This is a genomic window from Amycolatopsis sp. NPDC051903, assembly GCF_044452505.1.
Classification (GTDB): domain Bacteria; phylum Actinomycetota; class Actinomycetes; order Mycobacteriales; family Pseudonocardiaceae; genus Amycolatopsis.
The window spans coordinates 104,918-118,615 of sequence record NZ_JBITBT010000024.1; the positions used below are offsets into that span (position 1 = coordinate 104,918).

General features: G+C 68.4%; 12 protein-coding genes and 2 tRNA genes. 10 read left to right on the forward strand and 4 right to left on the reverse strand.

Features of this window, described 5'->3' with window-relative positions; translation table 11 throughout:
* The first annotated feature begins 40 nt into the window (after positions 1-40).
* The 3 genes from ACIA77_RS35515 (at position 41) to ACIA77_RS35525 (ending at position 2,033) form a co-directional block, all read left to right on the forward strand.
* Positions 41-1,750, forward strand: coding sequence for a phosphatidylglycerol lysyltransferase domain-containing protein (locus ACIA77_RS35515; protein WP_395890438.1), 1,710 nt, complete (start codon positions 41-43; stop codon positions 1,748-1,750).
* Between the two features lie 77 nt (positions 1,751-1,827).
* Positions 1,828-1,917, forward strand: a tRNA-Ser gene (locus ACIA77_RS35520).
* A 42-nt stretch (positions 1,918-1,959) separates the two neighbouring features.
* A tRNA-Arg gene (locus ACIA77_RS35525) sits at positions 1,960-2,033 on the forward strand.
* 120 nt (positions 2,034-2,153) lie between these two features.
* On the opposite strand, the gene ACIA77_RS35530 is transcribed toward ACIA77_RS35525, so the two are convergent.
* From ACIA77_RS35530 to hxlA, 4 genes are all read right to left on the reverse strand, one after another.
* Complete coding sequence (locus ACIA77_RS35530; protein ID WP_395890439.1) at positions 2,154-2,420, reverse strand: hypothetical protein; 267 nt, start codon at positions 2,418-2,420, stop codon at positions 2,154-2,156.
* Between the two features lie 332 nt (positions 2,421-2,752).
* Positions 2,753-3,373 (reverse strand): GPR1/FUN34/YaaH family transporter, encoded by a 621-nt coding sequence (locus ACIA77_RS35535; RefSeq protein ID WP_395890440.1) that lies wholly within the window; start codon positions 3,371-3,373, stop codon positions 2,753-2,755.
* Positions 3,374-3,728: 355 nt separating this feature from the next.
* The gene (locus tag ACIA77_RS35540) at positions 3,729-3,956 is read right to left on the reverse strand and encodes a hypothetical protein (RefSeq protein WP_395890441.1); all 228 of its coding nucleotides are present in this window, start codon (positions 3,954-3,956) and stop codon (positions 3,729-3,731) included.
* A 141-nt stretch (positions 3,957-4,097) separates the two neighbouring features.
* Positions 4,098-4,748: a 3-hexulose-6-phosphate synthase gene (gene hxlA / locus ACIA77_RS35545; protein ID WP_395890442.1), complete on the reverse strand. Its 651-nt coding sequence runs from the start codon at positions 4,746-4,748 to the stop codon at positions 4,098-4,100.
* A 615-nt stretch (positions 4,749-5,363) separates the two neighbouring features.
* On the opposite strand from hxlA, the gene pqqB reads away from it, so the two are divergent.
* The 7 genes from pqqB (at position 5,364) to ACIA77_RS35580 (ending at position 13,620) form a co-directional block, all read left to right on the forward strand.
* Positions 5,364-6,335: a pyrroloquinoline quinone biosynthesis protein PqqB gene (gene pqqB / locus ACIA77_RS35550; RefSeq protein ID WP_395890443.1), complete on the forward strand. Its 972-nt coding sequence runs from the start codon at positions 5,364-5,366 to the stop codon at positions 6,333-6,335.
* The gene (gene pqqC, locus ACIA77_RS35555) at positions 6,332-7,027 is read left to right on the forward strand and encodes a pyrroloquinoline-quinone synthase PqqC (RefSeq protein ID WP_395890444.1); all 696 of its coding nucleotides are present in this window, start codon (positions 6,332-6,334) and stop codon (positions 7,025-7,027) included. The genes pqqB and pqqC overlap by 4 nt, the downstream gene beginning before the upstream one ends.
* Positions 7,027-7,302, forward strand: a complete 276-nt coding sequence (pqqD, locus tag ACIA77_RS35560; protein ID WP_395890445.1) for a pyrroloquinoline quinone biosynthesis peptide chaperone PqqD — start codon at positions 7,027-7,029, stop codon at positions 7,300-7,302. The genes pqqC and pqqD overlap by 1 nt, the downstream gene beginning before the upstream one ends.
* Positions 7,303-7,307: 5 nt before the next feature.
* Positions 7,308-8,420 (forward strand): pyrroloquinoline quinone biosynthesis protein PqqE, encoded by a 1,113-nt coding sequence (gene pqqE, locus ACIA77_RS35565; RefSeq protein WP_395890481.1) that lies wholly within the window; start codon positions 7,308-7,310, stop codon positions 8,418-8,420.
* Positions 8,421-8,423: 3 nt separating this feature from the next.
* Positions 8,424-10,964: an aminopeptidase N gene (gene pepN / locus ACIA77_RS35570; RefSeq protein WP_395890446.1), complete on the forward strand. Its 2,541-nt coding sequence runs from the start codon at positions 8,424-8,426 to the stop codon at positions 10,962-10,964.
* A 572-nt stretch (positions 10,965-11,536) separates the two neighbouring features.
* Positions 11,537-12,550 (forward strand): LysR substrate-binding domain-containing protein, encoded by a 1,014-nt coding sequence (locus ACIA77_RS35575; protein ID WP_395890447.1) that lies wholly within the window; start codon positions 11,537-11,539, stop codon positions 12,548-12,550.
* Between the two features lie 92 nt (positions 12,551-12,642).
* On the forward strand, positions 12,643-13,620 hold the full coding sequence (locus ACIA77_RS35580; protein ID WP_395890448.1) for a class I fructose-bisphosphate aldolase: 978 nt from the start codon (positions 12,643-12,645) through the stop codon (positions 13,618-13,620).
* Positions 13,621-13,698 lie beyond the last annotated feature (78 nt).

The window sequence follows — 13,698 nt, forward strand, 5'->3', positions numbered from 1 at the left end:
AAGCAGGGGGAAGCATGGCTGGGCCGTACGTGTTGCAAGCGTGGTGACGGGGACCCGCGCGCAACACACCTGGCAGGTGGCGGGCGTGACGTCCGTGAAGGCGATCACCTGGGTGACCAGGCTGGCCGGCCTGCTGACTCTCCTGTCGGTGGTGGTGCCCGCCGGCCGTAACCTGCGCGGGCACCTCGCCGAGTGGCTGGAGCTGCCGCAGGAGGCGACCGTCGCGGCGGCGACCGTGGCGATCGTCACGGGCGTGGTCTTGATCATGCTCGCGGCGGGGCTGCGGCGGCGCAAGCGGCGCGCGTGGCAGCTCGCCGTGGGCTTCACCGTGCTGCTGACGCTGGCGCACCTGGGGCTGCGGCACGTCTTCGGCGCGGGCGTGGTGACGGTGATCCTCCTCATCGGACTGATCGCCAACCGGCGCTACTTCATCGCCGAACCCGACCCGGCAACGGGCCGCTGGCGCGCCGTGCGCGTGTTCCTGCAGCTGGTGCTGGCGGGGTTCGTGATCAACGTGGTGCTCCTGTCGGCGGCGTCCGGGCGGATGCTCGACCCGCTGGGCTTCCCGGACCGACTGACGCAATCCGGGCTCGCGCTCGTGGGCGTGAGCGGTCCCGCCGTGTTCCACGGCGCGTGGCTGGAGGACCTGTCGGCGGCCATCGGGCTGCTGTTCAGCATCGCGGCCGTGCTCGTGGCGGCGTACTTCCTGCTGCGCTCGGCGGAGCCGGCACCTCGGCTGTCGGACGACGAGCTGGCGCGGCTGCACGTACTGCTGAAGGACCACGGCGCGCGCGACTCGCTGGGCTACTTCGCGCTGCGGCGCGACAAGTTCGCGGTGTTCTCGAAGACGGGCAAGGCGGCCGTGACGTACCGCGTGATCGCCGGCGTCGCCCTCACGTCCGCCGACCCGCTGGGCGACCACGAGGCGTGGCCGGGTGCGATCGAGGAGTACCTGGAGATCTGCAAGCGCAACGCGTGGGTGCCGGCCGCGATGGGCGCGTCGGAGCTGGGCGCCACGGTGTGGGCGCGCTTCGGCCTGGAGGTGCTGGAGATCGGCGACGAGGCCATCGTCGACACCGCCGGCTTCACCCTCGACGGCCGCATCATGCGCGGCGTACGGCAGGCCGCGTCGCGCACCCGCCGGGCCGGGTACAAGGTGCTGGTTCGGCATGCGGAGGACCTGCGGCCGGGGGAGCTGGCCGAGCTCGTGTCCCTGGCCGCCACCTGGCGCGGCACGGAAACCGAGCGCGGGTTCTCCATGGCACTGGGCCGCATGGGCGACCCCGGCGCCGTCGTCGTGACCGCCGAACAGGGCGGGCGCGTGCGCGGCGTGCTGCAGTTCGTCCCGTGGGGCACGCGCGGGTTGTCCCTCGACGTCATGCGCCGCGACCGCTCGGCCGACAACGGCGTGAACGAGCTGATGATCTCGGAACTCCTGACGTATTCGAAGGAACACGGCATCGACCACGTGTCCCTGAACTTCGCCGCGTTCCGGTCGCTGATGGAACAGGGCCAGCGCATCGGCGCGGGACCGGTCGCGCGCGTCTCGGCGAAGGTCCTGCACTTCTTTTCGCGCTGGATCCAGATCGAAAGCCTGTACCGCTTCAACGCCAAGTTCCAGCCCCGGTGGGTCCCGCGGTACCTCGTGTACCCGGGCGTCCGCGAACTCCCGCGCGTCGGCATCGCGACCTTCGAGGCCGAGGGCCTGGGCGGCCGTTCGCCCTGGTTGCGCCGGTTGCTGCAACGCTGATCTTGGTTAGTGGGGGGTGCCTTCTCGGGGGGTGCGGGGGGTGTGTAACCTATCTGAGCAGTGGTCGTTCCGGCCCAGGAGGCTTCGCCTAGTCTGGTCTATGGCGCCGCACTGCTAATGCGGTTGGGGGTAACCCCCCCTCCCGGGTTCAAATCCCGGAGCCTCCGCTGGTGCCTGTTTCGGCAGGTGCTAGATTGACAACTGAACAAGCGCCCGTAGCTCAGCTGGATAGAGCATCTGACTACGGATCAGAAGGTCAGGGGTTCGAATCCCTTCGGGCGCACGTCTGGTTGAGACAGCGAGGAAGCCCCCTGCTTGCAGGGGGCTTCCTCTTTTTTGTCTGTCCTGCGTGGTCGGTCGGCACGGGGCAGCCGAGGGCGGCCGGCAGCGCGAAAGCCGCGGGTCACCGGGTGCGTCGACTCCTCAGCTCGACCAGCCAATCCCGCACCTGGCTGTCGTCATGCAGGTAATCCCCGCCGGGCCCGTGACGCAGATCGATTCCGAAGAGAAGGTGCAAGGCCCACAGGCTCAGCGCGTCCCATGAGAGACCGTCATCAGTCAGCCAACGACCAGCCCACTGGTCGACAGCATCTCGGCTCATTCGCCCGTCGAGAAGCGCGACGAAATGCGCCTCGATCTCGTCCAAATCCGGCTGTTCACCAGCGATCACGCCTCGACCGTACCTACCCCGCGGCAGCTGACAGCACCACCGAGCACCGGGAAGGTGCCTTGACACGGCCACCTCAGCCTAGGAGCGGTAGGGCTGAGCGAACGACGGACGAGGCCTGTCCACCGTTGCCGCCGTAGTCAGTCGGTTGCCGGTTTATTGCCAGTTTTGCTGACGGGCAACGTCCCGGCGTCGGCCGGCTCGCCGTCCGGGATCCGTTGGCGCGTCGGGCCCTGTGCACAGGGAAGACCCCGCCCCCGGAGGTCGGGTCCGGGGGCGGGGTCTGCTGGGGCTCGGGGGCCAGGCGGGCGGCGCGGCGCCCGCCCGGCGTGGCCTCAGGTCAGGACCGGGCGGCCCAGCGGCAGGCCCTTGCCGCCGGTGGCGGCGGACATGGCGCCGAGGTACAGGTAGACGCCGACCGCGGCGAAGATGAAGCAGACGTAACCGCCGGCGGTGGAGGCGCCCGGGGAGTCGCCGACCGTGCCGTAGAGCACGAGGGCCACGGCGAGGTCGATCAGCACGAACAGAATGGTGAACATGGACGGCAGCCGCAGCGTGCCGAGGGTCAGCAGGACGATCGTGATCAGCCAGGCGATCAGGAAGATGCCCTGCGTGGCGATGGCCGCGTCCGAGGTGATGCCGAACCAGTTGTGGGTCAGGCCGAGCACCAGCGCCGAGTAGCTCCACCAGAACCCGGCGAAGATGCCGAAGATGGAGGCGACGGCGTTCTGGCCCAGCGACAGCGCCCACACCGCGGCGACGAACTGGCCAAGGCCCGTCGCGGGCAGGATGATGGCGATCGAGGCGCCGACGGCACTGGCCGGGACGTACCCGGTCAGAACCAGGCCGAGCGCGATCGTGCCGACGATGAAGGTGGGCAGCCCGATCATGCCGGGGTCGCCTACGGGTGCGGTTTGGGCAGGGGCTTCGACTTCGGTGGCAACATCAGTGGACATCGTGTACTCCTCGTTGAGCTGCGATTGATCCTCGAGTGCGGTCAGGCTGGGCGGCGGCCCCGGATCGGCCGGCCGCAGTGGAAGCGGGAGACGGGCTGGCGCCACCCGCTTTCCGCGCCGAGTCCGGTCACCGGCGCCAGGGCGGAACGGCGGCCGTGGTCGGCGTCGGGAACTTCCCCGAACTGCGGATGAAACGATCAACTGCGACCGAGCGGGCGGCGGCACCGCCGCCGCTGATCGATCGGCTCGGCCACGGTGCCGGGTGCGTTCCCCGCGGGGAGACAGCCACCGCATCAACCCGAGAGCTCGGCCGCGGCCCACCGGCAGGCCTGTGCCCGGTGGGCCCTCCGGCCGCTTATCGGGTCCTGGGCCACATTCCCGACAGCTCAGGATGGTCGTCGTCGATCAGGCGGTGCGCCAAGGCGATCGCCTCTTTCGGGTCGATCTGGTCGAAGTCGGGAGACCCCTTGGCGACGCCCTCGAAGACGTCGGCCAGCTTGCTCGCCGCAGCCGGCGACAGGCTGGTGTCTTGACTACATTGGACGTAGCGCAACCGCAGCACTCCCGCGGCCTGCAGCAGCAAGGAACAGTAGGTGTCGCTTGCGACTGGCGCCCGATCGGATCGAGCACCTGACTCTTGGCCCTTCACGCCGACTCCCTTCTCTGGTCAAGTCTCCCGACGCGGCTCACTGGTGCCTCGCTGCGTGCAGCGGGGCTGGTTTCGTCAGGCGGTGGCGCGCTTTTTGAGTTCCTTGGCGGCGGCGCCGGGGTCGCTGGCGTTGTAGATCGCCCCACCCGCCACGGCGACGGTCGCACCGGCGTCGCGCACCGAGGCGATGGTGTCGATCTTCACGCCACCGGCGATGGAGAACGGCACCCCGGCCTGACGACCGTCCTCGAGCAACTGGTTGATCGAATACCCCGGACGAGCCTGCTCATCCAACCCGGCGTGGATCTCCACGAACGACACACCCAGCTTCGACACCTCACGAATCCGCGCCACACGACCATCCACCACGGTGATCATGTCCGCCACAACCTGCTTGCCGTACTTACGACCCGCCGCGACCGCACCCCGCACCGTGTCATCATCAGCCGCACCCATCACCGTCACCAGATCCGCACCAGCCTCGAACGCCAGCGCCGCCTCCAACTCACCCGCATCCGCCGTCTTCAAATCCACGAACACCAGCTTGTCCGGATGCGCCGCCTTGATCGCCGACACCGCCGCAATCCCCGCCGACTTCACCAACGGCGTCCCCAACTCCAGAATGTCCACATGCTCGGCCACCTGATTCGCCAACGTCAACGCCGCGGGAAGGTCCAGCACATCCAACGCCACCTGCAACTTCACCAGAATCTCCTCACCGGTCACGACAGTGCACCAGCACCCGTCGACCACACCCCGGCTCCGCCGGTAGCGACACCCGCCACCCAGAACACGAAACCCAGGCCACCAACCCCGACAACAATTCCCCACTCACCCGAAACCCAGCAACACCCGACCACATGCAAAAACACAATCCCCCAATGCGCACTACAAATAACCACCCGCCACACCCGGTCGGGTTTGCTAGTTGTCGGCGCGTTGTCCCGGGCCGGTGCGGTCCGACCGGGTCGCCGCTCGTACCGCGTGGCCGCAGCGACGCGGCGACCCCCGTCGACCCGGCCCCTGGACCGCGCCCCCGCGACCGCCGGCCGCTCGCATCGCATAACCGCAGGTCAAGGGCCATAATGGGCACCGTGTTCGGCGGGTGTCGGCAGTCGATGGCGCTGCAGTCCGTTCGTGGCAGCGCGGCCGCCGTTCGTCGATGATTCGGTGCCGGTCGTTCGTGATCGGTTGCCAGCTCAGGCGGCGGCGAAGAAGCTGTGAAAGACACGCCGAGTTCAGAGCGACTATACCCGATAGCCGCCCTGGCTTAATGCTCGGCGGGCAACGGTGCCTGGTCGAATTCGAGGGAGGACGCCATGAGGTGGAAAACGCCTGAATGTGCGGTGTTCGGGGCGTGCTCTGAAGTCACCGGCCGGCTGCGCCGGCGCTGAGGGATTGTTTCGCACTGTGTTCATTCATTGCCTCGGAGCCGCGGCAGGCGGCGGTTATCCCCAGTGGAATTGCGCTTGCGCCGGATGCCGCAAGGCCCGCGACAACCCTGAAGCCGCGACGGCGCACGCCGGGATCGCGGTTTCCGGTGACGGCGAGCAGTGGTTCCTGCTGAACGCGACTCCGGACGTGCACCACCAGATAGCGGCGGATCCCTCGTTGCACCCGGGTCCGGAGATCAGGAAGACGCCGGTCGCCGGGGTGTTGCTGACGGACGCGGAGTTCGATCACACGATCGGCCTGCTGATGCTGCGTGAGGAGTCCTCGCTGACGGTGTACGGGACGTATCCCGTGCTGGAGGCGCTGACGCTGTGGTTCCCGGTCCGGGAGCTGCTGAGCGACTACGCGGACCTCACCTGGTCCCAGGTCGACGTCGGCAAGCCGCTGGATCTGGACGATCGCCTGCGCGTGACCGCGTTCCTGACCGGTTCCAAGGCACCTCGCTACATCGGACGTTCGCGGCTTCGCGGCCCGTCGTCGGAGTGGGAGGTGGGCTACCGCCTGGAAGACAAGGTGACCGGCGGGATCGCGGTCTACGCACCGACGCTGCCGAAGTGGGACGAGAAGTTCGCCGAGCAGGTGGCGTCGGCCGATTGCGTCTTCGTGGACGGCACCTTCTGGACGGACGACGAAATGGCCGCCCGGGGTGCGGGAAGCCGGACCGGGCGCTCCATGGGGCACATGCCGGTCAGCGGCGACGACGGTTCGGCCCGGGCACTGGCTGCGCTCCCGGCGAAGCGAAAGATCTACACCCACATCAACAACACGAACCCGATGCTCGACGAAGAGTCCCCGGAGCGGCGCCTTGTGACGGACTTGGGCATCGAGATCGGTCGAGCCGGCTTGGAGGTGGAAGTATGAACGCTAGGTCTGCTGAGGAGTTCGAGGCGCACCTGCGGTCCATCGGAGAAAAGCGGTACCACCATCTGCACCCGTTCAACGAACGGATGCACATGGGCACGCTGTCCGAGGACGAGTTCCGGGGATGGGTGCGGAACCGCTTCTACTACCAGATGAACTTGCCGAAGAAGGACGCGTTCATCCTGACCAAGCTCCCCGGCCGCGAGGACCGGCGCCAGTGGATCCAGCGCATCATCGACCACGACGGGCGGACGGGCGACGAAGGCGGTCTCGAGAAGTGGATCCGCCTCGGCGCCGCGGTCGGCTTGAGCCGCGAAGAACTGTTCGACGTCGACACGGTGCTGCCCGGTGTGCGGTTCGCCGTGGACGCCTACGTGGACTTCTGCCGCCAGAAGCCGTGGCTCGAAGCCGTGGCCTCGGCGCTCACCGAACTGTTCGCGCCGGACCTGCTCAGCCGGCGGATCACCGACGTCCAGCACCACTACCCGTGGATCGCCTCGGAAGGCCTGGAGTACTTCCGGGCGCGGCTCACCCAGCAGCCCAAGGACATCGCGCACTTGCTCGACCTGGTGATCAACCACGCGAAGACCCGGGAACAGCAAGACGCGTGCGCGCGGGCGCTGGAGTTCAAGTGCGACGTCCTCTGGAGCCTGCTGGATGCCGTGGAACTCGCGTACAGCAAGAGTTCGTGATGGACGAATCCGATTTGACGGCCATTCCCCGGCTGGCGACCAAGGCGATGCTCAAGCACGACAACGTGCGGAACGTGGAGCTGCTGCTGTTGCCCGAACGGGTCGTGCTCCTGAACACGTCCGGGGCCGCGATCTTGGGGTTGTGCGACGGCAGCCGGACGGTGCAGGACGTGGTGGCGCAGCTCGAGCAGGATTTCGAAACGGCTGATCTCGCGGGCGACGTGATGAAGTTCCTCGAGGACGCGTGCGGACGGGGTTGGGTGGTGGTCACATGAGCGGGATGCCGCAGCCGTACGGCCTGCTGGCCGAAGTCACGCACCAGTGCCCGTTGCACTGCGTGTATTGCTCGAACCCGTTGACGCTGCTGGACCGCGAGGACGAACTCGGCACCGAGGACTGGTTGCGGGTGATCCGCGACGCGGTCGGGCTCGGTGTCGTGCAGGTGCACTTTTCCGGCGGCGAACCGCTCGTCCGCGGCGATCTCGAGACGCTGGTCGCCGAGTGCCGTCAGCTCGGCCTGTACACGAACCTGATCACCAGCGGCCTCGGGCTCACCGAGAGCCGGGCGAAATCGCTCGTGTCGGCGGGGCTCAACAGCGCCCAGCTGAGCATCCAGGGCGACGCCGCCGAGTCGACGAACCTGGTTGCGGCGAGCAAGCGCTTCGACAAGAAGGAAGAAGCCGCGCGCATCATCCGCGAAGCCGGGCTGCCGTTGAACATGAACGTGGTCCTGCACCGGATGAACCTGTCCCGGTTGGACGCGATCATCGACGTCTGCGAGTCGTGGGGCGCCGAGCGGCTGGAGCTCGCCAACAGCCAGTACTACGGCTGGGCCCTGCGCAACCGCGAGCTGCTGATGCCGAGCAAGGCCCAGCTCGACGAGGCGGTGGGCGTTTACGAACGCCGGAAGGCGGAGCTGGGCGACCACATGGAAATCCTCTGGATCCTCCCGGACTACTACGAGCCGTACCCGAAGCCGTGCATGGGCGGGTGGGCGCAGAACGCGCTGACCGTCGCACCGGACGGCACCGTGTACCCGTGTCCGGTGGCCGCGGAGATCACGACGATGGAGTTCGATTCGGTGCGCGAGCACGACCTCGCGTGGATCTGGTCGAATTCCGAGGCGTTCCAAGCGTTCCGGGGCACGGAGTGGATGCCCGACCCGTGCCGCAGCTGCCCGCGCAAGGAGATCGACTTCGGTGGCTGCCGGTGCCAGGCCTTCGCGTTGACCGGCGACGCGGCGCGCACCGACCCGGTGTGCATGCACTCGCCCGACCACCACCTGGTGCAGGACGCTCTCGTCGCCGCCAACCAGGAGGACGTGGTCACCGACGGCGAACTGTTGCGGGACAAGCTGGTCTACCGCCGCCCGCACACGCCGGCGAGTCGCTGAGGGATGCCACTCGAAGGTCGTGTCGCCTCCGGGAGCAAGCTGACGGAGCGTGAGGCGGCAGCGCGTTCGGCCGAGATCTCCGACGTCCAGTACGCGGTGGAGCTCGACTTGACCGTCGGTGAGCGGGAGTTCGCGACGAGCACGGTCGTGTGCTTCCGGGCCCGCTCCGGCGAGGCGCCCGTTTTCCTCGACTTCGCGGGGACGGTCGAGTCGGTCGAGTGCAACGGCCGCGAGCTGGGGCCGGACGCGCACGACGGGACGCGCGTCCGGCTCGACGTGCGGCCCGGCGGGAACACGGTTCGAGTGGTCGGGTTCGCGGCGTATTCGCGAACGGGTGAGGGGCTGCACCGGTTCCGCGATCCGCTCGACGGCCAGGTGTACGTGCACACCAAATTCGAACCCTTCGCGGCGCACACGGTGTTCGCCTGTTTCGACCAGCCCGACCTGAAGGCGACGGTCGACCTGACCGTCACCGCCGACGCCGGCTGGGTCGTGGTTGCCAACACCGACCACGAGGAGCCGCTGCCGCCGGGGGGCGACGAGCGTTCGACGTGGCGCTTCGGCCGTACGCCGCCGCTGCCGCCGTACTTGGTTGCCTTCGCCGCCGGCCCGTTCCACCGGCTGCGCGCCGGCCACCGCGGAGTGCCGATGACGCTGTACGCGCGGGGTTCGCTCTTCCAGGACCTCGCCGGCTGCGCAGGCGAACTCTTCGACGTGATCAGCCGCGGCCTCGACTTCTACAGCCGGCTGTTCGACCTGCCGTACCCGTTCACCAAGTACGACCACGTGTTCGCGCCCGAGTACGCGTTCGGCGGAATGGAACACCCGGGCTGCGTGACGCTCAACGAACGGCTCCTGTTCCGGCACCGGGCCACGGAGGAAGCCCGGCGAAGACGGGCGGAAATCCTGCTGCACGAGATGGCGCACATGTGGTTCGGCGACTTCGTCACGATGCGCTGGTGGGACGACTTGTGGCTGAACGAGTCCTTCGCGACGATGATGGCGGTCGTCGCGCAGGCCGAAGCGACGCCGTACGGGGAGGGCTGGAGCGCCTTCGCGCACCACGCTCTACCGGTCGCTCGACACGCTGATCAGTTGCCCACCAGCCACGCGATCCGGGTCGAGACCGCCGACACCGACGCCGCGCGGTCGAACCTCGGCCCGATCGTCTACTTGAGAGGCGCGGCGGTGCTCCACGAGCTCGCCGAACGCGTCGGCTGGGAAACTTTCGTCGACGGCGTGCGGACCTTCCTGCGGGCGCACGCGTGGGGGAACGCCGGCCTCGCGGACTTCGTGGCGGCGCTGCGCCAGGTCTCGAACGAAGACGTGGACCGGTGGGTGGCCGAATGGTTGCTGCACAGGGGAGTCAACACCGTCGCGGTGTCTCGCCACGGGGCTGGAATCCGGGCGGAGCAGCTCCGCGATCCCGCTGTACCGCCGCGCCACCTGAAGCTGCGGCTCGCCGCGTTCGACGACCGCGAGGCCGGGCTGGTGCTCCGGCACCGCGCGCACGTGTCGCTCGGTCCCCGCGGGTGCGAGGGTGAACTCGCCGCGTTCGGCAGCCCGGATCTGCTGGTGCCCAACGACGATGCGGTGACCCACGTCAAGATCAGGCTGGACCCGCGATCGAGACGGACGGCGTTGCGCAGACTGTCCACACTGGACGATCGAAGAACGCGGGCAGTCGTCTGGGGAGCGTTATGGGACGACGTGCTCGACGCGCGCTTGCCCGCGCGCCGCTACGCTTCGGCGGTTCTCACGCACGGAGTGCTGGAGAGCGAAGCCGGTGTCCTGGAAGTACTCCTGGAGCGCGCGGTGCAGGCGGTGCGGGTCTACGCGGACCCGTCGAGCAGGTGCCGGACGCTCGGGTTCTTGGCGCGGCGAGTGCGTGAGCAATTGGCCGCCGCCGATCCGGGGAGTGATCGCCAGCTGGTCCTCGCCCGCACCCTCGTCGGCGTGGTCCAGGCCGACGGTCACGATCTGCTGAGCGAGCTGGTGCACGGGCGATCTCCGTGGGAACAACTGGAAGCGGATCGGGATCTGCGGTGGCGGGCCTTGCTCCGCCTCGCTTCGACCGGGGCCGAGATCGACGGGCTCCTGGACGTCGCGGTGGCAGCTGATCCGGGGGACCGCGCCCGCCGCAACGCCTTGACGGCAGAAGCCGCACGCCCCACCCGGGCCGCCAAGGAACAAGCGTGGACGCGGTTGTTCAGCGCCCGCTTTTCGCTCGCTGAACGGAAAGCCGTGATGGCGGGGCTGCGGCAGCCGGGGCAGGAGGTGGTGCTCACCCCCTACGCGGACCGCTACTTGCGCGAGCTGGAGAGCATGGCGGGAGCGGCTCAGACCGAGTTCGCGGTGGCGTTCGCCCGCGCCCTCTACCCGCGGTTCACCACCGCCGAGCCGAGCGTGCTGGCTGGTACGGACGACCTGCTGGAGACCAAGCAGCTTCCCGAAACGGTGCTGAAGGTCGTCAGGGATGAACGCACCGAGCTCGTGATCATGCGGGCGGCGCGGGCGTGCGACGCGGAGCACGGAACGCACTGACGCGGTCTGAACCGGAGAACCCGGTGGAGGGCGCAAGGCCCCGGTGCTCGGGGGCATCCCGGGGCCTTGCGCCGGCAGGGGGATCGGTCACCGGCCGCGGCCACGAAATGGGCAGCACGATGACGGAAATACGCATTTTCGAGAACGGGGCGGCGGCCCGGTCGCCGGGAAATTCACCGCTCGGTCGCAAACTATCCGCGATGCGCGGGAAGTGCGGCAACGTGGGTCGAACGAGCGGGGGTGAATGGGGGACGAACGGCGCCCGTGGTGTTACGAAGGGCGGTTTGGCGGCCGGCTGAGCGCAGATCGAGCCGGTGAACTCGAGGCGGCCGTTTCTCAGTACCGCCGTCCGATTTCGGAACCGGCCCGCAGGTGGCGCTGTGGCCGCCGTTCATGCCCGCACGGCGCGCGTTCGTGTCCAACAGATTGACCACGCGCACAGCTCCCGGGCAGTCTCATTACGCACCGCGAGTCACCGGTGTAGTCCACAACTGCCATCCGGCACCCTTCGCAAACCGAGCATTTCGACCGCAGATCACAGTAGGACCCAGTCTGGAGCGAGAGGTGAAATCGTGGTTCTTCCGTCAAAGATGCCTCAGCTCGCCGACCTCGATTTGCTGCTGTCGGTCGAAAGCTACGGCAGCGTGGGAAAGGCGGCTCAAGCGCACAGCCTGTCGCAGCCGGCCGCCAGCATCCGGATCAGCGCGATGGAACGTCGCCTGGGTCTCCGGCTGCTGGAGCGTTCTCCTACCGGTTCGAAGCTGACCGAGGAAGGGGAAATGCTGGCGAAGTACGCCCGCAACGTGATGCAGGCCGCGCGCGAGCTGCTGGAGTTCGGCTCCGGCTCGCAATCCGCTGATGCGAAACGACTTCGGGTTGCGGGCAGCCCGGCCATCTCGGAGCACTTGATCCCCGAATGGCTGAACCGGTCGGGGTTCTCGTTCGGCGAGGCCCGGGTGGAGGTGCAGACCGGGAGCGTCGACGAGCTCCGTCAGCTGATCCGGGCGAGCCACGTGGACCTCGCGTTCATCGACGGCTGGTGCCAGGCCGGAAGCCAGGTGCAGAAACAATTCGGCGACGACATGGTCACCCGGTACATCTGCGACGACCGGCTCGCCGTGGTGGTCGGCTCGAAGCACCCGTGGGCCCGGCGGCCCACAGCCGTCAGCGTGCGCGAGCTGGCAGGCTCCCAGCTCGTCCTGCGCGAGCGCGGCTCGGGGCTGCGGGAGTTCACGGACGACCTGCTGGGCACCGCTCGGGCCCCGCGGAGCTACGTCGAATTCCCGTCCAGCGCAGCGATCAAGCAAGCGGTCGCGACCAGCAAGCGGGTGACGGTGCTGAACCTCTCCACCGTGCGGTCCGAACTCGCGGAAGGCCGGCTGCACCTGGTGCCCGTCGACCAGGAGATGCCGGCGAAACCCATTTACGCGGCGTGGAGCGAGCGCCGGGATCTCCCGGAGTACGCGCAGGAACTGGTCGAGATCGCCGCGTCGAAGGGCAGTCCGATGCCGGTTGTCGTGCCCGGGCGGAAACTCCGGACCAGCCGGCTCGTGGAGGCGAAAACCACCACGAAGAACATCGCATGACGGTCGACGCCAGTTGTGCCCGAAGACCTGAACGCCGAACAGTCGCGAACAGCCCACACCGTCCGGTGTCGAGCGCGGGAGGATAACGATCGATGTCTGCTCTGAATAAAATTGCGCGAACCCTCGTCTCCAACAGGCGCGGAATCCTTGCTGCCGACGAGAGCATCGGAACGATGTCTTCCCGGCTGGAGAAGGTGGGCGTCGAGCCGACCGAGGAAAACCGCCGGGTCTACCGGGAGCTGATCGTCACGACGCCCCGGCTCGCGGAATCGATCAGCGGCGTGATCCTCGCGGACGAGACGTTCCACCAGAAGCTGAGCAACGGGCGCACGTTCCCGGAGTTCCTGGACGACCTCGGGATCCTCGCCGGGATCAAGGTCGACACCGGAGCGAAGGTGCTGGCGGGCGCCTCGGACGAGAAGATCACCGAGGGTCTCGACGGGCTGCGCGAACGCGTGGCGAACTACGAGCGCCTCGGAGCCACGTTCGCCAAGTGGCGTGCGGTGATCACGATTGGTGACAACCTTCCGTCGGACCGGGCGGTGCGGGCGAACGCGCACGCGCTGGCGCGGTACGCCGGCCTCTGCCAGGAAGGTGGCCTGGTGCCGATCGTCGAGCCCGAGGTGCTGATGGACGGCTCCCACTCGCTGGCGCAGTGCCGGCAGGTGACGGCTTCCGTGCTGGAGGTCGTGTTCGAGGAGCTCGACCTGATGCAGGTGCAGCTCGACGGCATCGTCCTCAAGCCCAACATGGTGGTCGCCGGAACCGGCAGCTCGGAGCAGCCCTCGGTGACGGACGTCGCCCGGGCCACGGTCGAAGCCCTGCGGGAGACCGTGCCGGCGTCCGTGCCGGGCATCGCCTTCCTCTCCGGTGGCCAGCACCCGGAAGTGGCTACGAAGCACCTCGGGGCGATGCAGAAGCTCGACCCGCTGCCCTGGGAGCTCACGTACTCCTTCGGCCGCGCGCTCGTCGGGCCGGCTCTGGAGACCTGGCGTGGCGACGAGGGCAAGCGGGCTGCGGCTCAGAAGGTGCTCTCCGATCGCGCCGTCGCGAACGCGGCCGCCCGCTGAGTGCTCGAGCTGGGGCCCGGCCGCGGTGCCGGCGGCCGGTGTCTCGATGAAGGGGCGACCGGATCGGCGAGCTGGGTT

Bases quoted from the DNA above. Each gene is read 5' to 3' on its own strand.
- ACIA77_RS35580 (WP_395890448.1), top strand. From the start codon at position 12,643: ATGTCTGCTCTGAATAAAATTGCGCGAACCCTCGTCTCCAACAGGCGC.
- pepN (WP_395890446.1), top strand. From the start codon at position 8,424: ATGCCACTCGAAGGTCGTGTCGCCTCCGGGAGCAAGCTGACGGAGCGT.
- pqqE (WP_395890481.1), top strand. From the start codon at position 7,308: ATGCCGCAGCCGTACGGCCTGCTGGCCGAAGTCACGCACCAGTGCCCG.
- pqqD (WP_395890445.1), top strand. From the start codon at position 7,027: ATGGACGAATCCGATTTGACGGCCATTCCCCGGCTGGCGACCAAGGCG.
- pqqC (WP_395890444.1), top strand. From the start codon at position 6,332: ATGAACGCTAGGTCTGCTGAGGAGTTCGAGGCGCACCTGCGGTCCATC.
- ACIA77_RS35535 (WP_395890440.1), bottom strand. From the start codon at position 3,373: ATGTCCACTGATGTTGCCACCGAAGTCGAAGCCCCTGCCCAAACCGCA.